15 protein-coding genes and 2 pseudogenes are annotated in these 20,902 nt (G+C 66.9%); 7 read left to right on the top strand and 10 right to left on the bottom strand.

Annotated features, from left to right (window positions below; genetic code table 11):
* Positions 1–3 precede the first annotated feature (3 nt).
* The gene (locus SCAB_RS36900; RefSeq protein ID WP_006378715.1) at positions 4–1,194 is read left to right on the top strand and encodes an IS110 family RNA-guided transposase; all 1,191 of its coding nucleotides are present in this window, start codon (positions 4–6) and stop codon (positions 1,192–1,194) included.
* Positions 1,195–1,242: 48 nt separating this feature from the next.
* Here SCAB_RS36900 and SCAB_RS36895 read toward each other — a convergent pair whose 3' ends face one another.
* Together SCAB_RS36895 and SCAB_RS48775 are read right to left on the bottom strand one after the other, a co-directional pair.
* Complete coding sequence (locus tag SCAB_RS36895; RefSeq protein ID WP_010361140.1) at positions 1,243–1,680, bottom strand: VOC family protein; 438 nt, start codon at positions 1,678–1,680, stop codon at positions 1,243–1,245.
* Positions 1,681–2,064: 384 nt separating this feature from the next.
* A complete protein-coding gene (locus tag SCAB_RS48775) occupies positions 2,065–2,379 on the bottom strand; it encodes a hypothetical protein (protein WP_223786220.1) in 315 nt (104 codons plus the stop codon).
* A gap of 610 nt (positions 2,380–2,989) precedes the next feature.
* On the opposite strand from SCAB_RS48775, the pseudogene SCAB_RS45560 reads away from it, so the two are divergent.
* Positions 2,990–4,227: pseudogene (locus tag SCAB_RS45560) on the top strand (IS256 family transposase).
* Between the two features lie 224 nt (positions 4,228–4,451).
* Here SCAB_RS45560 and SCAB_RS36885 read toward each other — a convergent pair.
* Positions 4,452–5,222: a recombinase family protein gene (locus SCAB_RS36885; RefSeq protein WP_006379225.1), complete on the bottom strand. Its 771-nt coding sequence runs from the start codon at positions 5,220–5,222 to the stop codon at positions 4,452–4,454.
* Between the two features lie 134 nt (positions 5,223–5,356).
* A pseudogene (locus SCAB_RS49565) lies at positions 5,357–5,632 on the bottom strand (zinc finger domain-containing protein); the annotation flags it as partial.
* Positions 5,633–5,765: 133 nt separating this feature from the next.
* Between SCAB_RS49565 and SCAB_RS36880 the strand changes: the two are divergent.
* The 5 genes from SCAB_RS36880 to SCAB_RS47590 all read left to right on the top strand — a co-directional run bounded on the left by SCAB_RS36880 (position 5,766) and on the right by SCAB_RS47590 (position 9,717).
* Positions 5,766–6,581, top strand: a complete 816-nt coding sequence (locus tag SCAB_RS36880; protein ID WP_010358267.1) for an oxidoreductase — start codon at positions 5,766–5,768, stop codon at positions 6,579–6,581.
* Between the two features lie 76 nt (positions 6,582–6,657).
* On the top strand, positions 6,658–7,569 hold the full coding sequence (locus tag SCAB_RS36875; protein ID WP_006378832.1) for an alpha/beta hydrolase fold domain-containing protein: 912 nt from the start codon (positions 6,658–6,660) through the stop codon (positions 7,567–7,569).
* A 74-nt stretch (positions 7,570–7,643) separates the two neighbouring features.
* Entirely contained in the window at positions 7,644–8,657 is a 1,014-nt protein-coding gene (locus tag SCAB_RS36870; RefSeq protein ID WP_006378619.1) for an NADP-dependent oxidoreductase, read from the top strand.
* A 137-nt stretch (positions 8,658–8,794) separates the two neighbouring features.
* The gene (locus tag SCAB_RS36865) at positions 8,795–9,385 is read left to right on the top strand and encodes a TetR/AcrR family transcriptional regulator (RefSeq protein WP_006378871.1); all 591 of its coding nucleotides are present in this window, start codon (positions 8,795–8,797) and stop codon (positions 9,383–9,385) included.
* Positions 9,386–9,567: 182 nt separating this feature from the next.
* The gene (locus tag SCAB_RS47590; RefSeq protein WP_162138053.1) at positions 9,568–9,717 is read left to right on the top strand and encodes a hypothetical protein; all 150 of its coding nucleotides are present in this window, start codon (positions 9,568–9,570) and stop codon (positions 9,715–9,717) included.
* 8 nt (positions 9,718–9,725) lie between these two features.
* Here the strand turns inward: SCAB_RS47590 and SCAB_RS36860 are convergent, their stop codons facing one another.
* From SCAB_RS36860 to SCAB_RS36835, 6 genes are all read right to left on the bottom strand, one after another.
* Positions 9,726–10,421 carry a Tn3 family transposase gene (locus SCAB_RS36860; RefSeq protein WP_006378841.1) on the bottom strand — a complete coding sequence of 232 codons (696 nt, stop codon included), beginning with the start codon at positions 10,419–10,421 and terminating at the stop codon, positions 9,726–9,728.
* Positions 10,422–10,794: 373 nt separating this feature from the next.
* Positions 10,795–13,305: an ABC transporter permease gene (locus SCAB_RS36855; protein ID WP_006378563.1), complete on the bottom strand. Its 2,511-nt coding sequence runs from the start codon at positions 13,303–13,305 to the stop codon at positions 10,795–10,797.
* An 80-nt stretch (positions 13,306–13,385) separates the two neighbouring features.
* On the bottom strand, positions 13,386–14,165 hold the full coding sequence (locus tag SCAB_RS36850; RefSeq protein WP_013005175.1) for an ABC transporter ATP-binding protein: 780 nt from the start codon (positions 14,163–14,165) through the stop codon (positions 13,386–13,388).
* A 1,299-nt stretch (positions 14,166–15,464) separates the two neighbouring features.
* Positions 15,465–17,621: a DUF6351 family protein gene (locus tag SCAB_RS36845; protein ID WP_006378768.1), complete on the bottom strand. Its 2,157-nt coding sequence runs from the start codon at positions 17,619–17,621 to the stop codon at positions 15,465–15,467.
* A gap of 237 nt (positions 17,622–17,858) precedes the next feature.
* Positions 17,859–18,866 (bottom strand): Gfo/Idh/MocA family protein, encoded by a 1,008-nt coding sequence (locus SCAB_RS36840; protein WP_010358260.1) that lies wholly within the window; start codon positions 18,864–18,866, stop codon positions 17,859–17,861.
* Positions 18,867–19,322: 456 nt separating this feature from the next.
* Complete coding sequence (locus SCAB_RS36835; protein WP_010358259.1) at positions 19,323–20,612, bottom strand: glycoside hydrolase family 1 protein; 1,290 nt, start codon at positions 20,610–20,612, stop codon at positions 19,323–19,325.
* Positions 20,613–20,902: the final 290 nt, after the last annotated feature.

Below are 20,902 nucleotides of genomic sequence, written 5' to 3'. Positions count from 1 at the left end.
ACCATGGCCGCGATCTGGGCCGGCATCGACGCAGGCAAAACCCACCACCACTGCGTCGCGATCAACGAGAGCGGCCACCGGCTGCTGTCCCGGCGCGTCGCCAATGACGAGCCCGAACTCCTAGAACTCCTCACCGACGTCCTAGCCCTTGGCGACGAGGTGACCTGGGGCATCGACCTGGCCGACGGCGGAGCCGCCCTGGCCATCACAGTCCTCTTCAACCACGACCAGCAGGTCCACTACATCTCCGGCCGCGCCATCCACCGCGCCTCCGAGAGCTACCGCGGCGAAGGCAAGACCGACGCCAAGGACGCCGCCGTCATCGCCGACCAGGTCCGCATCCGCCGCGACCTGAACCCCTTACGCACCGGCGACGAGACCGTCACCGACCTCAAGATCCTCACAGGTCGCCGTATAGACCTGGTCGCCGACCGCACCCGCATCGTCAACCGGCTCCGGGCCCAGCTGCCCGGCATCTTCCCCGGCCTGGAACGGGTCCTGGACCTCACCAACAAGGGCCCGCTGACCCTGCTGACCGGCTACCAGACCCCCGCGGCCATCCGCAGACTTGGCGCCAAGCGCCTGGAGACCTGGCTGCGGAACCGCAAGGTCCTCCGAGCCGACCAGCTCGCCGAGGCCGCGGTCGAAGCCGCCGAACGCCAGCACACCAGCCTGCCCGGCGAGAAGCTGACCGCCCAGATGGTGCACACCCTGGCGAAGGAGGTGATGGCCCTCAACGAGCAGGTCGCCGAGCTCGGAAAGCTCATCGAGGCCCGATTTCGCGATCACCGACACTTCGAGGTGATCACCAGCATGCCCGGCCTCGGCATCATCCTCGGTGCCGAGTTCCTGGCCGCCACCGGCGGTGACATGGCCGTCTTCGGAACCCCCGACCGCCTCGCCGCCTTCGGCGGCGTCGCCCCGGTCCCGCGCGACTCCGGCAAGATCAGCGGCAACCTGCGGCGCCCGCAACGCTACAACCGCCGGCTCCAGCGCGTGCTCTACACCTCCGCGCTGATCAGCATTCGGCGGTCCGAGGCATCCCGGCGGTTCTACGACCGCAAACGCGCCGAGGGCAAGCGCCATACCCAGGCCGTCCTTGCCCTCGCACGCCGCCGCGTCAACGTCCTCTGGGCCCTCCTCCGCGACGGACGGCGCTACGAGCCCGCTCCGCCGACAAGGGCTGCCGCATAGGAAGGGACGCGACACGCTGCGCGCGGCCAATTGGCCTGACCGACCCCGTCAGACCAGGCAAAACTCGTTACCTTCCGGGTCTGCCATCACCACGTGATCCGGCCTGCCCTGCAACTCGTCCTCGCGGACCACGGTCGCGCCCGCAGTGGTCAACCGCTGCACCGCCTCGACCACGCGCGGCCAGCGCACCTCCCACGGGGTTTCACGGCCGCCACCAACTTGCACGTCGATATGCAGCCGGTTCTTCGCCACCTTCGGCTCCGGCACCTTCAGGAAGGACAAGGTGGGGCCCACGCCATCCGGATCTGACAGGTACGCCCCGTCATCCCACTCGTCCTCCGGAACCTCATGATGCGAGAACCACTCCTCCCAGCTCCCGAACCCTGCGGGCGCGGGCTTCTCCGCGTAGCCCAACGCCAGCGCCCAGAACGCGGCCAGTTTCCCCGGGTACGCACAGTCGATCGTCAAGCTCCACTTGGTCGCCATGAGCCCTCCCCAGTCGGATGAACGGACTGTACCCCGCACCTCCGACACCTCCTGCCCGCTACCTCAGGCGTGCGCCACGGCTTGACGAACGGCATTAGGAATCGCCGACCGCAGCCCCCGTTTTTTGGGGCCCCGGCCACGTGCTGAGATCCAGGGCTTGCCGTCGGCCCTCACTCGTGTCGTGGTTCTGAGCGCGCCAATCCGGCATGACTCGGTTCGGTGGCAAAAAGACTAAGTTCAATTTCGAAACAATGAAATCCGGAGCTCACCCGAGACACCAGCCGGACTATAGATTTGCCCACCAAGAGCCACGGAAAGCGAAACGACCTGCCAACGGAGTCGGCAGGTCGTCACGAAGGATCGAGCTTCTTTAAGGCCAGTCAGCTACTTTCTCGTTATCCATATAGCAACCGACGACACCTGGTCATTCCACGGCAAATTGGGTATGCCTTGATCGAAATTGAAGCGCTGGGCATTGTTGGAGCTGCTCGCCCTGAACCGTGTTTCGTACTCTCCGAGCGGCACCTGCCCGCCATTGTCTCGATAAAATTGCTGATGAATCGTGACTGTTTCATTCGGGTGATTGGCGCGCGACATCACACTCCCGAGAATGCGAAAGGAGGACATGGTGTCGCTCTGGTCGCGGTACAGTTCATGGAGGTCAATTGTCGATACCGTCGGCCCGTCATCGAAATTCACTGACCATCTGCTACTCGAGCCACTACCTCCCGCACACTGGTAATTCGTGTCGCAATACCCCACAGCAGTGAAGGTGGAATTGGCGAACGCAGCGGAAGGATTTGCGACCACAACGCCCGACGCGGCGAGAATAGTCGCAAGGCTCGTAAGAACGCGACGCTTTGGCGAACTTGATTGAGTCTTTGGCGTCACTCCAGAGGTTCGCATGAGATCTCCAAGAGTGCGAATTTTCAGATTCACTACACGTCCTCTCTGCAGGCGAGGTGTTTTAAAAGGCGCTTTCAGGAAGAAGCATACCGGCCCAAGCACTGGTTGGCCCCCGTTACGTCCGGGGCTTCCGTTCGCGCTCATCTTCGCGCTGTCTCGGCGTGGGCACCTCGACCGAAAGGCCAGAAACCTGCAGACCTTGACCCGCAGTCTGGCCGAATGGCTGAGGCGATTGGCGATCTGAAGTGCTAGCAGTTCGCTCCCGCCGTGGTTGCGTCCATGGAGATGGTGTACGGGTTCGACCTGATCCGGGGGTTTGCTCCGGCGTCGGGATGAGGCCCGCATAGATGAACGGCCACCGGCTGATCTTCGAGGTGTCGAAGCCTCGAAGGAGATCAGCACGATGACCGCATCCGACAGTCTGCCCCTGCACGCCCTCGCCGAAGACAACCTCGCCGCGGCGAGTCCCGATCTGCTGCGCGCGATGGTCAAGACGTTCGCTGACGCGCTCATGTCCGCGGAGGCGGATGCCCTCTGCAATGCTGAATACGGGCAGGTCAGCGAAGAGAGAGTCAACCACCGGAACGGATATCGCCCGCGCGAGTGGGACACGAGGGCCGGCACCGTCGAACTCGCCATCCCCAAGCTCAGGAGCGGGAGTTACTTCCCGCACTGGCTGCTGGAGCGACGTCGCCGGGCCGAGCAGGCCCTCATCTCGGTGGTCGCCACCGCCTACCTGCTGGGCGTGTCCACCCGCCGTGTCGAGAAGCTCGCCGAGTCCCTCGGCGTCACCCAGCTGTCGAAGTCCCAGGTCAGCGCGATGGCGAAGCACCTGGACGAGCAGGTCGCCGCTTCCGCAACCGGCCCCTGGATCAGGGCCCTTACGCGTTCGTCTGGGTGGACGCGCTGACCCAGAAGGTCCGCGAGGGCGGCCGGATCATCAACGTCCACGCCTTGATCGCGGTCGGCGTCAACGCCGACGGGCACCGCGAGATCCTCGGCATCGATGTCGCCACCGCCGAGGACGGCGCCGGCTGGCTGGCCTTCCTGCGCTCGCTGATCGCCCGCGGCCTGTCCGGCGTCCAGCTGGTCATCTCCGACGCGCACGCCGGCCTGATCGACGCCATCGGCGCGGTCCTGCCCGGCGCGAGCTGGCAGCGATGCCGCACTCATTACGCCCGCAACCTGCTCAGCCAGGTCCCGAAATCGGCCCAGCCCTGGGTGGCCACGCTGCTGCGGACCGTCTTCGAACAACCCGACACCGACGCCGTGAAGGCCCAGATGCAGCACGTCCTGGACGCGCTGGAGGCCAAGTTTCCCAAGGCCGCAGCCCACTTGGACACCGCCCAGCACGACCTGCTGGCCTTCACCGCCTTCCCACGCGAGATCTGGCGGCAGATCTGGTCGAACAACCCGCAGGAACGGCTGAACAAGGAGATCCGCCGCCGCACCGACGTGGTCGGCATCTTCCCCGACCGCACCGCCGTCATCCGGCTCGTCGGCGCCGTGCTGGCCGAACAGAACGACGAGTGGACCGAGGCCCGCCGCTACATGGGACTCGACCTGCTGGCCAAAGCCTGCCTCCACCCGATCGAGTCAGAAACCCACGAGACCGACCTGCCCACCGAACTCACCGCATAGCCTCAAAAGGAGATCACCGAGTGGCCGTCAATACACCACTCCAGCGGACGTGACCCCCGCCGTGGTCGCCAGTCAGGGGCATTGCGTGAACGAGATCTGTCTGGGCGCGGCGATGTAGGTCTGGCGTCCGGCTGTCCTGGCGGAAGACGCTGATGGCGAGGTTGCGCAGGGAGGCCATGGCGCGGGGCAGCTTGCCGATTTCTCACACACACCGAGGGACCCTGCTATCCAGGCAGGGCCCCTCGAAGCAGCTCAGTCACCCAATTCGATACCCAAACTGTCCGCGAGTTCGCGGAGGTCTTCAACCGAGATCTGGGGGGCTTTCGCCGCTTGCCGAGATGCCCAACGCTCCAAAATTTCGTCCATGGCGGCTCTGACCTGCACTTTCTCCAAGTGTCTTGACTCAAGTATCTGACGGAAGGCTTGTGTCCCTTGCGCTTGCCGGTGGGGATGAACAGGTCGGGCTGGATCTGCCCGACGGACTCGCCGCCGGCCCGGCGCCGGAGCACGGTGTGCAGCATGTCGTCGGTCATCGCCGGGGGCCGGCCGCCGTGCTTGCCCTTGCGGGCCGCGGTGTCCAGGCCCTCCAACGTGGACTCGCGGATGTTCTCTCGCTCGGTCTCCGCCATCGCCGCGAAGTACGCGAACAGCAGCTTGCCCGGGCCAGTGGGGTCGTAGATGCCGGGCAGGGGTCCGGCGAGCATCTCCAGGACCAGGCCGTGGGCGGTGAGGTGGTCGGTGAGCGCGGTGAGTTCGGCGGCGTCGCGGCCGAGGCGCTTCATCTCGTACACGGTGAAGATGACCCGGCAGTGCGGGGCGTGCGCCTTGACCTCCCGCGCGGTTCGCAGCGCCTTCTCGAACCGGGGCCGGACCCGCACCCGGGTGCTGATCTTCTCGCTGAAGATCTTGCCCCTCGGGATGCCGTGCTTGCTGAGCGCGTCGAGCTGGGAGTTGAGCGTCGAGCATCGCGCGTTAGCCGATGTGGATGTCCGCACTCGGCAGGTCCGGGTCGATCGGCGCCGGTGGCGGGGTGCCGGGCCGCCACGGCCGACCCCGGCCCACGGTCGGCCGGGGTCGGCACCCGCAGCGCCTTCTTCAGCCGGGGCACCTTCGTGAAGCGGCGGGTGTGGTAGGCGGAGGCGACCGCGCCGCCGCGCGAGCGGCACGGGGAACCGGGCTGGGCGACGCACTTCGGACAGGCGTGCTGTTCGGCGTCGTCGGCGTCCGACCGGTCGGTTGAGGAAGGAAGCCGAGGGTCCGTCACGGGCCCGGATCTTCGCACAATGCAAGTCTCAGAAGGAGGCCCGTCCTGCTTCTTAGTGAGAACGGGTTCTGCGAACGAACCCGGGATCGGCGGGGGTCCGGCGGCCCGCGATTGATCTTGCTCGCGCAAAGGACTGTTCATGAGAGAGCTCTGGATGAGACGGGCAGGCCGGAGATGCCGGCGCCTTCGGAGCGGCCTTGCCATCCACTCCGCCCCGCAATAACATTACGACAGTAAGCCATACGATCGAAATTCAATGTGTAAGGAGTCCGTCATGGCGACACAACGGCCGGTAGCACTCGTGACGGGGGCGTCATCGGGGATCGGTAACGCAACCGCTCGGGCCTTCGTCACAGCCGGGTTCGAGGTGATCGGAACCGGACGGAACACCTCGGGGCTCACCCCGCCCGCCGGTGTGGCCTTCCTCGACCTCGACGTGACCAGCGACGAATCCGTCACCGCCGCGGTCCGGGAAGTGATCGAACGGTTCGGACGGATCGACGTCCTGGTCAACAACGCCGGTCTGGGCTCGGCCGGCGCCGCCGAGGAGAGCTCCGTCGCCCAGGCCCAGCGCCTCTTCAACCTCAACTTCTTCGGTCATGTCCGCATGGCGAAGGCCGTTCTGCCGCACATGCGCACCCAGGGCCGTGGACGTATCGTCAACGTCTCGTCCGTCCTCGGCGTCATCCCGCAGCCCTACATGGCCCTCTACGCCGCCGCGAAGCACGCCGTCGAGGGCTACTCCGAGTCCCTGGATCACGAGGTCCGCGAGCACGGCGTCCGCGTCCTGCTCGTCGAGCCCGGCTACACCCGGACCGCCTTCGATGCCAATGCCGCGCAGCCCGACACCCCGCTGCCGCTGTACGCGGAGCGGCGGCGTGTCTTCGACGAAGTGGTCGCCGCGGCGATGAAGACCGGCGACGACCCCGCCGTCGTCGCCAAGGAGATCGTCACGGCAGCCACCGCCTCGAAGCCGAAGCTGCGCTACACCGCCGGACCGCTCGCCTCACGCATCACCACCGCGCGACGCCTCGTCCCCGCCGGGATGTTCGACAAGCAGATCCGCAGGTTCAACCGGATGCCCGGCTGAAACGTCGCACCCGGCCCATCGACCCGCAGCGCGCGCGAGAGGCGCGTTCAGCTCTGACCTGACAAGGAGCATCACCATGGGAATGAGCACGGAAGCGCAGCAGTTCGCGCAGTTCCTCGACAGCGTGCGTGCGAAGGCGTCGACGCCGGGACTCGATCTGGCCGTCGTCCGCGACATCGTCGACACACATGCTTCGGCATCGACCGAGCCGGAAGGCGTCACCTACGCCGACGTGGACGCGGACGGCGTCCCCGCCCTGTGGGTCATCCCCGAGGGCGCCGACCCCGACAAGGCGCTGCTTCACTTCCATTTCGGCGGATCGGTCGCCGCCTCGATCGCATCGGACCGCAAGGCCGCCGGCCACATCGCCAAGGCGGCCGGAATCCGCTCACTCGTCGTGGGCTTCCGCCTGGCGCCCGAGCATCCCCACCCGGCGCAGATCGACGACGCCGAGACCGCCTACCGGTGGCTGCTCGCTCAGGGCTACGCGCCGCGGAACATCGGCAGCACCGGCCACTCCATCGGAGGCACCCTCGCGATCGCGCTGCCGCTGCGCCTGCTCGCCAAGGGCGAGGCAGTCCCCGGCGCGGTCGTCAGCATCTCGCCCTGGACCGACCTCACCATCAGTAACCCGAAGGTGGACGAGAACGAGGAACTCGACAGGATGCTCAGCCGGGGCATCCTCGAGCTGTTCCGAGCGGCTTGGCTGCAGGACCCCGGCGTGGACTTCACCGACCCCGCCATCAGCATCGTGAACGCCGACCTGACCGGCCTGCCGCCCACGGCCCTCCACTACGGCGAGCACGAAACGCTTGCCGGCGATGGCGCCGATTTCGGCCGCCGACTGACCGACTTCAAGATCGTCTCTGAGGTCCGCCCGCTGCCGGAGGGCCAGCACTCGTTCATCCTGGGCGCGGGACGCGTGCCCGAGGTGGACCGGGCGATCGAGCAGATGGGCCAGTGGCTTCGACGGCACCTCGGCCGCTGAGGTGGAAGCTGCCCGGACATGCGCATCGTCCGCCGAGAAGACAACCGAGAAGATCACGCGAAGGGACGGCTGACATGAAGGCGTTCGTCGTCGAGAAGTACGGCAAGGGCGGCCTGCGCGCCGCTGATGTTCCCGAGCCCACCGTCGGGGCCGGCGACGTCCTGGTCCAGGTGAGCGCTGCCAGCATCAACCCGCTGGACAAGATGGTCCGCAACGGGGAGTTCAAACGACTCCTGAAGTACGAGCTTCCGTTCGTGCTCGGCCATGACGTCGCCGGGATCGTGACGCAGGTCGGGCCGACCGTGCGCGGCTTGACGGTCGGCGACGAGGTCTACGCACGTCCCCGCGACCTGCGGGTCGGAGGCTTTGCCGAGTTCATTGCGGTCGACCAGGACGACGTCGCGCCCAAGCCGGCGTCACTCACGCTCCGCGAGGCGGCCGCGGTGCCGCTGGTGGCCCTGGCCGCCTGGCAGATCCTCGTGGAGCGCGCCCACGTGGTGCCGGGCCAGAAAGTGCTCGTCCACGCCGGTGCCGGTGGCCTCGGATCGACGGCCATCCAGCTCGCCAAGCACTTCGGTGCCACGGTGGCCACGACCACGAACTCCCGCGCCGAGGAGATGGTCAGGAGCCTCGGCGCCGACACCGTCGTCGACTACACGAAGGAGGACTTCTCGCAGGTGCTGTCCGGCTACGACCTGGTGCTGGACTCCCTTGGCGGGGCGAACCTCGAGAAGTCGCTGACTGTGCTGAAGCCGGGCGGCCTGGCCATCGGTGTCGCCGGCCCGCCGGACTCCGGGTTCGCCAGGCAACTCGGCGCGCCCTCGTTCATGGGCGTGGCCATGAACGCGCTCAGCCGCAAGGTGCGCAAGCAGGCCAAGGCCCTGGGTGTGCGCTATGAGTTCTTCTTCATGCAGGCCAGCGGCGCCCAGCTCCGTGAACTCGGCGCCCTGTACGACAGCGGACGGCTCCGCCCGGTCATCGACCGGACGTTCCCCTTCGACCGGACGCTCGAGGCGATGGCGTACGTCGAGCAGGGGCGTACCACGGCCGGAAAGGTCGTGATCTCGATGACGCCCGGCGACGACTGAACCAGGCCGGCCGCGCAGAAGGCGTGGCGGTGCTCCAAGACGCCGCCCGCACACCATTAGAGTGCGTTCGTAATCCAATATGATGGCGAGGCCGGCGGAAAGCGGGCGACCCTTCCGGCGCACGAAGGAGCGAGCGCGTGACTCGTTACGGGAAAGAGCACAAGCAGGCGACCAGGCAGCGGATCATCGAGACCGCCGGCCGCCGGTTCAAGCAGGACGGTATCGATGGCTCGGGCATCTCGACGCTGATGGCGGACGCCGGACTGACCAACGGTGCCTTCTACGCCCACTTCGCGTCCAAGGACGACCTCGTGGCCGCCTCGGTCGCGGACCAGCTGCGCACGCAGTACGCCAACGTCATCGACCAGGCGGCCCCCGGCATCGCAGGACTCGAGCAGATCGTGCGGTGGTATCTGTCGCCCCAGCACCGCGACAGCCCCGACGACGGCTGCCCCTCCGCCGCACTCCTCGATGAGATCGGGCGCTGCCCGCAGGAGACCAAGCAGGCGTACACCGACGGGGTGCTCGCCGTCATCGACGGCATCGCCGCCCGCCTGGCGCCCGCCGATCCGCGCTCGGCGCACACGAAGACCCTCAGCGTCTACGCCATGATGGTCGGGACACTGCAGCTCTCCCGCGCCCTGTCTGACCCGCGACTCTCCGACGAACTCCTCGAAGAGGGCATCCGCAACGCCCTCACGCTGCTCAGCGCACAGGAGTCCCGCTGACACGCCGCAGCAGCCTCGCCGAGCCGGCCCGGCGAAGCCGACATCCGAGGCAGCGGGCGCGCGCCCGAGACCGAACGGGCGGGAGAGACTTCGCCGGCTCATCGACACCGCCTGATCGATGAGCGGCCGTCCCCGCTCCGAGCGGTTCCCGGCGTCGGCCCGGCTCTCCCCACCGCCCGGCCGTGACCACGGGATTCTGGGTCGAAGCCGCAGCCGACGGCTTCGACCCGGAATCGCTGGCGCTACCGCTGCGCGGCGCTCTCCCCGGCGGGCGCCGACTGCGGTTCGTCCGCTCGCTGGCCCGGGACGACTACAGCCGACTGGAGATCTAGCCGGTTGCTCATGTCCAGCTCGAACCGGCCGTAGGGGTTGACGTGAGTCCAGAACAGCGGGGACAACGCGCGCCGATCGGCATCGCCGAGGCGCTCGACCCCCTTCGGCTCGGCCAGGACCTCTGCAGCAGCAGGGTGTTGACGTGGACAAGGGCAGCCTGCAGCAGGTGCAGGGCGAGCATCGAGATCTCCTGGCTCTCGCGGTCGGCGCCGGTCAGGTCCCCGTCCTTGCCGTAGAACAGGTCGTGGTTGGCGGAGTTCCAGTTCTCCACCACTTGCAGGCCCTCGTGGATCTCCCGCCGTAGTTCGGGGCTGGCCAGGTAGTCGCAGACGAACGCTGTCCGCACAGCGCGGCCGAGCTCCTCGATCGCCCGGTAGGTCGGGTGCTTCGGGCCGCCGCAGGTGAAGCGTCGTAGCACCTGCTCGGCCTCGGCCGTGCCCAGGCGGAGCGCGGTGGTGTATTTGACGATCTGGTCGTACTGCTGGCGGATCAGCTCCCAGTCGATCGTCTTGCTGGACAGCACCGGGGCCAGGTGCGGCCACGTCTCGTCCTCGCCGGCAACCGGCCGGTACAGCCGGGCCGAGCCCACGTTCTTCAACCGGGGCAGCAGGTTGAAGCCGAGCATGTGCGCGAAGGCGAATCCGACGAATGGACGGGCCGGGCGCTTGACGATGCGGTCCTGAGTGGTGTGGTCGACCGCCACGAGCCCGTGCTTGGGGCGGTAGCCGTCCCAGCACTTGAAAGTGGACGTAGCCGGTGACGGGCAGTCCGTCGTCGATCAGCCGGTGCACGACGCGCAGACCTGCTCGGATGTAGTCGATACGCTTACGTGCATCGCGGGATCCCGTCAGCGGGTGCGGGTGCGTCTTCCGCCAGTGAGACGACTTCCGCCTGGCGGTGCAGGGGCGGCAGGGCGAGCGACTGCGTCAGGCGGGGGCTGCGCAGGATGTGTGCAGGAGGAGTCAGTGGACCCACCGAAGACTGACCTGTTGGGCCTGGGGGCCCCGTGCTCGCCACACAACCGTACGGCCGTAGGCACATCGATGTGCCTACGGCCGTACGGCGATTCCCTCCGTCTAGTCGGTCTTGATGGCCATGAGCATGTTCAGTCGGGACGCGTTGCGGGCCGGCCACATGGCGGCCAGGAGTCCGACGAGCGCTGCCAGCAGCAGGAAGAGCGCGAACCGGCCCCACGGCAGCACCAGCGCGTACCCGGGGATGTCCGCCTTTACGATCTCGCAGACGGCCCAGCCCAGGAAGGAACCGACTCCGATGCCGATGACCGCGCCGAAGAGGGAGATGACCACGGCCTCCAGCTGGATCATCCGCGTCACGCCTCGCCGGTCGAGTCCGACGGCTCGCAGCATGCCGACCTCGCGCTGTCGTTCGAAGACTGACATCGCGAGGGTGTTCACCACTCCCAGCACCGCGATGGCCAGGGAGATCGCGAGCAGTGCGTACAAGACGTTGAGCGCAGCATCGTATGTGCCGCTGAACTCGTTGCGGATGGCCTGCTGGTCGTCGATCTTGATCCCCGGGCGCCCGGGGAGGGCGTCAGCGAGCGCCTTCCTGTCCGTGCTGCCGTCCGTCTTGACGTAGATCTTGGAGAGGGACGCCGCGAGGGTCGATTCGATCACGTCCGCGGAGACGACGACAGGGAAGACGACCTCGTTGGACTCGAAGATAGCCCCGACGGTCACCCTGCGCTTCTTGCCGGAGTCCCCGTACACCGCTGGCAGGGTGTCCCCCACCTTCCAACCGTGGGATCGCGCTTCGTCCTCGGCAACGGCGATCTGCCCCTTGGCGAGCGTGCCCTGTGAGCCGGAGACCACCGGAAGGTCGAGTGCCTTGTCGAACTCCGCCGGGGCGATGGCTGTTACATCCTCCTGGATGCCGTCGATCTGCATCCACGACTGCTGCTCTGGCGACACGGCCCTGACGCCGGGGAGCTTGCGCACGGCGGCGACCGCCGAGGTGTCCAGGTCCACAGCAGTGGTCGTGATCATATAGTCGGCCTTGACGATGTCCGTGGTCATCCTGTCCATGGACTGACCGACAGTGACGCCGAGCACGGTCAGAGCACTGACCAGTGTGAGGCCGATGGCCAGTGCGGAGGCGGTGGCGCCGGTACGGCGCGGGTTGCGTACGGCGTTCTGGCCCGCGAGCGTGCCGGAGACACCGAAGCCCCGCCGCAGCAGCGGCCGTACGAGCGCGATCACCGGCCGGGACAGCAACGGGATCAGCACGAGGACACCGATCACCGCGAGGAAGGCACCGAACCCGACGATCATCGCGCCGCGCGAGCCGCCGGTCCCGGCGCCCGCGACGACGACCGCCGCGCCGAGCAGCGTGAGGATGCCGCCGAACACGTTCCGCAGGATCAGGGACCTGATGGTGGAGGGCAGGTGTGCGCTGCTGATCGCCGCGACCGGCGGGATCTTCGCTGCGCGACGGGCCGGCAGCCAGGCGGCCACCATGGTGACCAGCACACCGACGAATGCTGAGACCAGGACAGTCGTCGACGTGACGATCAGCGGCCCGTCCGGGAGCTTCCCTCCGCCGAAATCGACCACTGACTGTGCTATGGCGGCCATGACGGCACCGAGCCCGAGCCCAGCGACCGCACCGGCCGCGCCGACCACCATCGCCTCGATCAGCACGGAACGGGTGACCTGCCTGCGGGAGGCGCCGACCGCACGCAGCAGAGCGAGTTCCCGGGTGCGCTGGGCAGCCAGCATGGTGAAGGTATTGGCGATCAAGAAGACGCTGACGAAGAGCGCGACACCGGCGAAGGCAAGCAGTATCCCACTGAGCAGCGAGGCGTCTCCCTCCGCCAATTTTGCCTCGGCGTCGGCGAGTTGTTGACCGGTCTCGGCCTTCGCGGAGTCCGGAAGTACCTTGCCGATGGCGGCGGCGAGCTTGGTGCTCGAAACGCCGGGGGCGGCGGTGACGGTGACGTTCTCGAAGAAGCCCGGCTGGAGGTAGAGCCGCTGTGCGGACGGTGTGTCGAACAGCACCAGGCTGCCGCCTCCTGCCACCAGCTGGTCCTCGGTGGTGAAGATGCCGGAGAGCTTGTACTTCTTGGCCGGACCCGTCAGAGCGACAGGCACGGTGTCGCCGACATGGTAGCCACCCTTGTCGGCGCTGTCCTTGTCGAGCGCGATCTGCATGGCCTCTGTGGGACCGCCACCCTCGGTGAACGCGTAGAGCGGGTCCTTGCCGTTCTTGCCCGGCGCGTAGTTGGCGCCCGAGTTGAACGCGCCGCCGATGAGTCCGCCGTCTCTGTCGGAGACGTAGGCGAGTCCGTCGACCCGCCCGGCGGCTTCGGCGACCCCGTCCACACGGGCGACCTCTTCGAGCGTCTTCCGACTGATGCCGGGGGAATCGGAGTAGTGGTTGGGGTCCGGGTCGACCTGGACGTCCACGTGGGCGAAACTCTTGGCTTTCTGGCTGCTGGAGGAGTTCGTGTAGGTGTCGGTGAAGATCAGAGTGCCGGAGACGAACGCGACGCCGAGCATGACGGCGAGCACGGTCATCAGCAGTCTGGCCTTGTGCGCGAGGACGTTGCGCAGCGCTGTGCGGAACATGGTGGTGTGATCCCGGTGAAGTGAGGGGAGCTGAGGACGGAGGGGGTGCGTACCGGTTGGTCGGCTCTGCTGCGGGCCGCTCAGCTCGTACGGAACGGGGTCTCGAACGACTTCATGAGGTCGAGGACCCCGTCCGCGGTGGGCTCGTACATCTCGTCGACGATCCGGCCGTCGGCGAGGAAAACGACCCGGTCCGCGTAGGAAGCGGCGACCGGATCATGGGTGACCATGACGACGGTCTGGCCCAGCTCCCGTACCGAGTCACGCAGGAAGCCGAGGACCTCGCCGCCCGAGCGTGAGTCCAGGTTGCCGGTCGGCTCATCCCCAAAGATGATGTCCGGCTTGGAGGCGAGCGCACGGGCGACGGCGACGCGCTGCTGCTGGCCGCCGGAGAGCTGGGCGGGGCGGTGGCTGAGCCGGCCCGACAGACCGACCATCCGAATGACGCTGTCCAGCCACTCCTTGTCCGGTGTCCGGCCCGCGATGTCCATCGGGAGCGTGATGTTCTCCAACGCGGTCAGGGTGGGCAGCAGGTTGAACGCCTGGAAGATGAAGCCGACCTTGTCCCGGCGGAGTTTGGTGAGTTGCCTGTCCGTCAGTGACCCGAGCTCGACATCACCGACGCGGACCGAGCCGGAGGAGAAGCTGTCCAGCCCCGCGACACAGTGCATCAGCGTGGACTTCCCGGACCCCGAAGGCCCCATGATCGCGGTGAACTGGGACTGCCCGAAGCCGACACTGACCTGATCGAGGGCCACCACATTGGTGTCGCCCTGTCCGTAGACCTTGGAGAGCTCAGTGGCGCGGGCGGCGATGGCAGGGGCGGCGGCGCGGGGGCCGGTGGACGGGCTAGTGATCATGGGTAGCACTCCGATCGGGATAGAGACAGCGAGGGGCACGTGCCACGGGCCGTGCAAACGGCCACAAGAGGCCCATGGACGCGAGAGTCCGGGTCCATCCCGCTGGGAACCTCTCTATCGTCCGGTTCCCACAGATCCTGCGGATCAGCTGAATTGCCGACCACCTGAGGCTGATGCGAGAAAGGGTTTCGTCAGCCTCAGGTATGTCGTCGCATCAGCTCCTGGGATGACGCCCAGCGAAACAGCCTGAGAAACTGGCACGCGGTAGGGATGGTGTCCCTGGATTGGCACGGCGTGCATGCCTGCACCCCGGGGCGTTAGGGCGCAGGTCAGGTGCCAAACTCACCTCGAGCTCACTGATGCAAGGCAGATCCCCGCACAGGAGACGCGCCAGAGGCTGCGACCTACGCGCGCGGGGTATCAGCCTTTCGGCCGAGGACGCTTGCGACCGCTTCGTTTCCTGGCCGTTCGGCCGAGGTGGGGCGGTTGGGCGGGCAAGCGGGCTCCCTGCCATGTCTACCGCACACCCAACTGCCCTCGTCGTCAGCCTGTGCATTCCCACGGCCCACACCGCAGTGGTCGCCTCTTCGGCCCGGACTCGGTGGATTGGCCGTCATCGCCCTTGATGATGGCAGACCGACCCTTGACTCTATAGGGGATCACCGCGCCTTCTGCTTCGCGCTGGCCGAGCACCTCTATCAGGACCTGTTCGGACCCGGCCAGGCGGAGATCCTGGTCCGGTTGCGTGCCGAGCACGCCGTCTGCTGGCCGCACGGGGTACCGGGGCGGCGGCGAAGCAGGGCTCCTGTGGGCCGAGGGGCGTGGGCTTGTGGTAGCACAGTCCGGTGCCGTGCAGACAGATGACCAGCAGGCGCGGCTGGCGTCGGCCGGTGCGCGTCTCCACCACGGGTTGCAGATGGTTTCCTCGGCGAGGACGGCGGCAGTTCGACCGGGCGCTTGCCGGGGCTACGGAGCCTACTGCGATCCGGGCCGATGTTGCTTGACGGGATGGTGCTGCGCGCGGACGTCCACCGTCTGGGTGGGACGGGGCCATGGCCGGTGCTGCCGAGTCGGCTGCTGAACGGCAAGCAGACCTCCTTCATGGCCAGGCCTCTCAATCTGTTGCCGCGGCCGAGCGCGGGCTCATGGCGATCATCCAGGACACGCGTGGCCGCTTCGTCTCCGAGGGCGAGTAGTACACCGGGTGGGACATCGAGACGTACAGGGTGCTGGGCGCCCACGGTGTAGCGCTTAGCTGGGGATGCGGGACACCGTGGGCACCGGATGAGGGGAAGCCTTTCAGGGTGTAGGGGCGGACTCCGGCGGAGCGCCCAGTGGCTGTCCGCCCGGCCCGCCGGAGAAGGTCAGCCACGGCAGAGAGGGTTGCTGGGCCACGCCTGGCTCGCGGTAGTCGCACACCCCCTCGGGGAAGGCCTTCCGCAGTCGGCCCCATTGGGCGTTGGAGAAGTCGACGGTGTAGTCGTCCCGGTTGAGTTCCTTGAGTTGGCACTTGAGGATGTTGTTGGCCGTCGGGCCCCCGGCCGCAGTCCGGGGCACACCGAAGTAAGGGTAGGTGGCGCGGCAGACGGACATATCGGAGATCTTGCGGTTGCCGATCCAGCACGCGTCGACAGCGTCGGCCGGCTTGTCGCGCACCACCTTGGTCTCGATCGGGTCGTTGGACGTGTCGGCTTCGATGCGGGTCAGCCATCTGTCCATGAGCAGGAACGCCTTCTCGCGGGCATCGCCGTCGGTTTGCACCGGAGGCACACCCGTCCAGATGATCTGATTGTCATGGCCACCGTTGGCCTGGTCGAAGCGGGCACGCATGGCGTAACTGTGGAAGTCGCTGTGGATCTCCCAGTTGCCGGGAGAGCGCAGATCGATGACGGGGACCTTGGCCGCCTCGCGGGGGTAGGTCACCCGACCGGAGCGGTATGCGACTTCCAGCGCCGCAGGGTCGGCTTCACTACGCTCCGGCTGCCACTTCCAGTCGATGTCGAGCCCGCCGACGCTCTCGTTGAGGTCGACGAACTGCTCAGCGGTGATCGTGCCGGACTCGACGGCCTTCAGGCCGTACTGGACACCGGTGTTGTCGTACGGCCGGTTGGCGAAACCGCGTTGGATGCGTTGTTCGACCGGCCCCCATGAACTCGCGGGCCTTCGGCCCCAGACGGCCACGGCGTAGTCCTGAAGAGTGCACCGCTCACCGGCAGGATTTGCCTCGGCGTCGTACACCCACGAGCGATTGGGCTCCAGAGTGGTGTGGCCGGCCAGGAATCCGCCGAGGCAGCCGGCCCCGTTGTCCGGGTCCAACCAGGTCTTGGAGTACTGCCCGTTGCCTGTCGGGTTGTCCCAGAGTGTCCGGCACACCGTCTCGAACGCGTGGCCGGTCACCGCGGTTCTGTGGGTGGTCAACGCCCACAATGGAGACCTGTCGAAGTGGTGGTCGAGTACGTGACAGTCCTCGGCCTCCTGCAGCGTGGACCAGACGTCGGGGAAGCTGCAGGAGGGCAGGATGCCGTCCAACAGACCGGGGTAGTTGGAGGTGATCCAGTGCTGCTGCATGGAACCGCCGGAGCAGCCTTGCCCGATGGTGTAGCGGATCGGGCCGTAGTTCTCGACGAAGTGCTCCTTGAGCATCACCAGCGCTTCGGTGGAGACCACGTCGTTGCAGTTCTGCCCCAGCATGTTCAGGTTGGACACCGCGACGGCGAACCCGCGGGACAGAGCCGTGTCGTTGAGAACGTTCTCCATGGGTGCGTCCTGTGAATGCCGCGGCGTGCAGTCGCCGCCGAACGGCACAAGGAGTTTTCCGTTGAAGCCGCCTTGCGGTGCCCACGGTTGCCACGGCTTGGCCGGGTCGTACAACACCGCGATGTCGTAGATGCCACGGTCCATCACGCCGCGTTCCCGGCGTACGACGTACGCGACCCGCTTGCCCTGGTCCGTCGTTGTGTATGCGAGGTCTGCGGGCGGTCTTTTCGGATCATATGCGGTGAACTGGCCGGTCAGCCAGGACTTGTAGAAGAGCTTGTACTTCGCTGGAGTATTGCACGCGACATCCTGCGGCTTCCCGAGGCCGTTCTCCTCGGTCGCGCACACCCACGGCTGTACCTGTGGCCCGGCGAACAGCGGTCCGCCGATGGGATGGCCGGTGATGGTAAGGCTTGCCGCGCCCCCCTGTGTCCGGGCCGTCATCCTGTTCTCGCCGACCTGGAGGCCGGTGACCAGGCCCAGGAAGCGGCCGTCCGGCCGGACGGCGAAAGCGGATGTCACATCCCGGCCGTCCACGTCCACGCGCACATTCTCTGGTGTTCCCCCGGAAGGCAGGGCCACCTCGACGAGGGCGTCGCCCCCGGACACCAGATCCGCGCGATTCGACAGCACCCTGATCTGAGGCGATTCCCCTGAGGCGGAGTACGCGATTCCAGTCAGCATGAGATCGAAAGCCATGACGAAAACAACCAGCCATCTGGTTCTGGCCCGTGGCGTGAGCCTGCCTGGGGGCCGTTCTGCACTGTGAGCCATCGGCTTCTCCGGCTTCGGTTGAGTAGCGACGCCGCAAGCGGCTCCACGGGTGCGGGCCACATCAGGCGGCGGAGATCCGTACCGATCCCCTCGGACGCGGTTACGGCAGCGGAGTGGCCGTAACCCCGAACGCATCCGTATGGCTGGCTGGTTGCGGGAACGTCAGTGAGTGGTGTAGCTCAGGCCGATCTGGTCGCGCACGGTGTCGAGCGTGCGCATCACCGCCACGGTCTCGTCCAGAGGCATGATCTCGCTCTCCAACTCCCCTGCGCGTAGCCGCTCCTGGACGTGCCGGATCTGGCGGTGCAGGCCGCCGCCCGCCGTGTCGTCGCCGTCGCCCTCGCGGGCGGCGGGCAGACTCAGGCGTTCGGTGGTGCCCCGCGTCTGCACGGTCAGTTCGTCCGGGCAGTGCATCAGGAACGGCAGTTCGATGTGACCTTCGGTGCCGGTGATACGGGCTGTGCAACCGAGGTTCGCCCGCATGGAACTCTGGGCCAGCGCGACCGCCCCACTGTCGTACCCGGAGAGGACAGCGACATGCTCGTCGACGCCGGTCGAGCCGAGTGTGCCGTACGCCGTGACCCGGTCGGGCGTACCCAGCACCATGCTGGCCAGCGATAGGGGATACACACCCAGGTCGAGCAGGGAACCGCCACCCAGCGCGCGATCGAACAGACGGTGTTCGGGGTCCGCCGGGAATTGGAAGCCGAAGTCGGCCTCCAGGGACTGGACTTCACCGATGACGTCCTCGGCGAGCAGTTCTCTGACTTTGACATAGGCCGGCAGGAACCGGCTCCACATCGCCTCCATCAGGAACAGGCCCCGTTCCCTGGACACAGCCACCATTTCAGCGGCCTGCTCCGCGTCCAGCGAGAACGCCTTCTCGCACAACACTGGACGCCCCGCGTTCAGGAACAGCAACGTGTGCTCGTGATGGTGGGAGTGGGGCGATGCGACGTAGACAATGTCGACAGTGTCATCGGCGGCCAGATCTTCGTACGAAGCGTGCCGGTGTCGCGCGGCGATGCCGTGCTTCTCGCCGAACGCGTCGGCCCCTTTCCGACTGCGGGAGCCGACGGCGACCAAGTGGGCGTCAGGCAACCGGCCCAACGCGTCCGCAAAACTGTTTGCTATGACACCAGTGCCGGCGATGCCCCAGCGGAACGACATGAGAACTCCTTGTTGCTGTGATGGTGATCATGGGATGGCGCTGTGGGCACCGGAACCACGAGGTGGGTGCGGCCTACGGCGGCGACGAACCGCCACCTGGCGTCGTTGGCTCTGATCCAAGGCCGACCGGGCGGTTGTCCTGCGGTACGGGGATGGTGGAGCCAGGCCAGGTGCGTTCGCCACAGTCCATGACGTTCATCGAGACGCCTGCTCCGCAGCCGCATGCAAATTAGGTCGCCCGCCTGACGCGCGCAGTGACCTGGACCGTGCGTGGCGCGATCTGGTCGTTCAGCGCCGCCGATATTCGTATGCGACGCTCGCCCTGGGCCAGTTGCGTGCATGTGGTATCGAAGACCTCAAGGCCTGTCGGCGCCGCTTCGAGGGCGGACTCGGCCACGCCACCCAGCGGGCGAACGGCTCATGCCGAGGTAGCCGTACCGTGTCCCAGGCGGCGGCTCATGTTGGCATCCGGTTGATCCGGGCCACGTCGCCATACCAATGTGCCGATGGTTTGACGACCCGCTCCTGAGTGCTGCGGTCGACCGCCACGAGCCCGTACTTGGGGCCGTAGCCGTCCCACCACTCGAAGTTGTCCAGCAGTGACCAGTGGACGTAGCCGGTGATGGGCAGTCCGTCGCCGATCAGCCGGTGCACGACGCGCAGACCTGCTCGAATGTAGTCGATACGCTCGCTGTCGACGTCGGTCGCGACACCGTGCTCGGTGAGGACGATCTCCTTGCCGGGGAAGAGGCCCGCCACTCGCCGGGTCGTGGCCTCGACCGCCTCAGGAGCCCACAGATATCCCATCTGGGTGCGGCGGCCCTCGCCGACGGGTGCTCCTTCCGCAGACACGGCTGCCGCTTGGCGGCGCAGGTACGGCAGGGCGAGCGACTGCGTAAGGCGACGGCTGCGCAGAAGCGCCGCGCTGAGGGGTTTGGTGATGCGGGGGGCGTTGACGTCGAGGCGGGTGTAGGTCTGGACGCCGATGAAGTCGTCGTCGGCGGTCTCGGCGAAGAACCTGTCTTCGTGGAGTTCCCGAGCCCATTCCATCGCTGGGACTCCGCCGGGATTGGCGTGCCAGTCCTGCAGCGCATGGGCCATGCCGACCTTGACGCCGGGTGCGAGTTCACGGATGACCTCTCGGGCATTGCGGTGTGCGGCGATCACTCCTGAGGCTGCGGCGTCGAACGCGTCGAGGTTCCGGACGAAGGGCGGAGTCGGGAAGGTGCCCAGATACCCCCGCGTGATCATGTTGCCGGGCTCGTTGATCGTGCAGATGTAGGGAGCACGGTTCTGTAGATGTTCCATCACGTGCCTGGTGTAGCGCGTGAACCAGGCCGGGAGTTCGGCATTGGTCCAGGCTCCGGCGTGGGTGACCCAGGCCGGCAACGTGAAGTGCTGCAGCGTGATCATCGGTGTGACGCCGTGGGTCAGGCAGGTCTCGACCATGTCGGCGTAGTGTTGGAGCGCCTCGCGGTCGAATTCTCCCTGGCGGGGCTCGACTCGTGCCCACTCCACGGAGAAGCGGTAGGTGTTCAGTCCGAGTTCCGCGAGCAGCGCGATGTCGTCCTTGTAACGGTTGAAGTGGTCGCACGCCATGCCGGAGGGCCCTGCCATGGGCGCCTTGGGCGCTGGGTCGGTCTCCCATTCCCACCAGTCGCTGTTCGCGTTGTTGCCTTCGACCTGATGTGCGGCTGTCGCGGCCCCCCAAAGGAAGCGCTCGGGGAAGATCAACGGTTCGGGCACGATCAGCAGCTCCTGAGGTTCTGAGTTCGTAGGGATCAGGCGCGCGGTCGTCGAGCAGAACGAATCTGCATGTCTGCGGACGACCTCGAACCCCGCACGGGCTGCGTGGGTTCTGCTCCGCCGGAACACGGAGCAGAACCGATCGTGCCCCTTCAGGGGTAAGCCGTGGATTGGCACCGGCCCCTCTCAGGGCCCTTAGGGGGTGGTTGTCGGAGCGGCATGACGAGTCCCCGTGGCCACGGGGACGCCCTACCGACTATTCATTCACTAACGCGCGTTAGTGAGTGCGG

Origin of the sequence: Streptomyces scabiei 87.22, assembly GCF_000091305.1 — a bacterium.
GTDB classification, from domain to species: domain Bacteria; phylum Actinomycetota; class Actinomycetes; order Streptomycetales; family Streptomycetaceae; genus Streptomyces; species Streptomyces scabiei.
This window is presented reverse-complemented; position numbering and strand designations above follow the sequence as displayed.

Excerpts from the sequence above, each read along its gene's own strand:
- SCAB_RS36850 (WP_013005175.1), bottom strand. The coding sequence starts at position 14,165 with ATGATCACTAGCCCGTCCACCGGCCCCCGCGCCGCCGCCCCTGCCATC.
- SCAB_RS36880 (WP_010358267.1), top strand. The coding sequence starts at position 5,766 with ATGGCGACACAACGGCCGGTAGCACTCGTGACGGGGGCGTCATCGGGG.
- SCAB_RS36840 (WP_010358260.1), bottom strand. The coding sequence starts at position 18,866 with ATGTCGTTCCGCTGGGGCATCGCCGGCACTGGTGTCATAGCAAACAGT.
- SCAB_RS36900 (WP_006378715.1), top strand. The coding sequence starts at position 4 with ATGGCCGCGATCTGGGCCGGCATCGACGCAGGCAAAACCCACCACCAC.
- SCAB_RS36855 (WP_006378563.1), bottom strand. The coding sequence starts at position 13,305 with ATGTTCCGCACAGCGCTGCGCAACGTCCTCGCGCACAAGGCCAGACTG.
- SCAB_RS36845 (WP_006378768.1), bottom strand. The coding sequence starts at position 17,621 with ATGGCTTTCGATCTCATGCTGACTGGAATCGCGTACTCCGCCTCAGGG.
- SCAB_RS36870 (WP_006378619.1), top strand. The coding sequence starts at position 7,644 with ATGAAGGCGTTCGTCGTCGAGAAGTACGGCAAGGGCGGCCTGCGCGCC.
- SCAB_RS36875 (WP_006378832.1), top strand. The coding sequence starts at position 6,658 with ATGGGAATGAGCACGGAAGCGCAGCAGTTCGCGCAGTTCCTCGACAGC.
- SCAB_RS36895 (WP_010361140.1), bottom strand. The coding sequence starts at position 1,680 with ATGGCGACCAAGTGGAGCTTGACGATCGACTGTGCGTACCCGGGGAAA.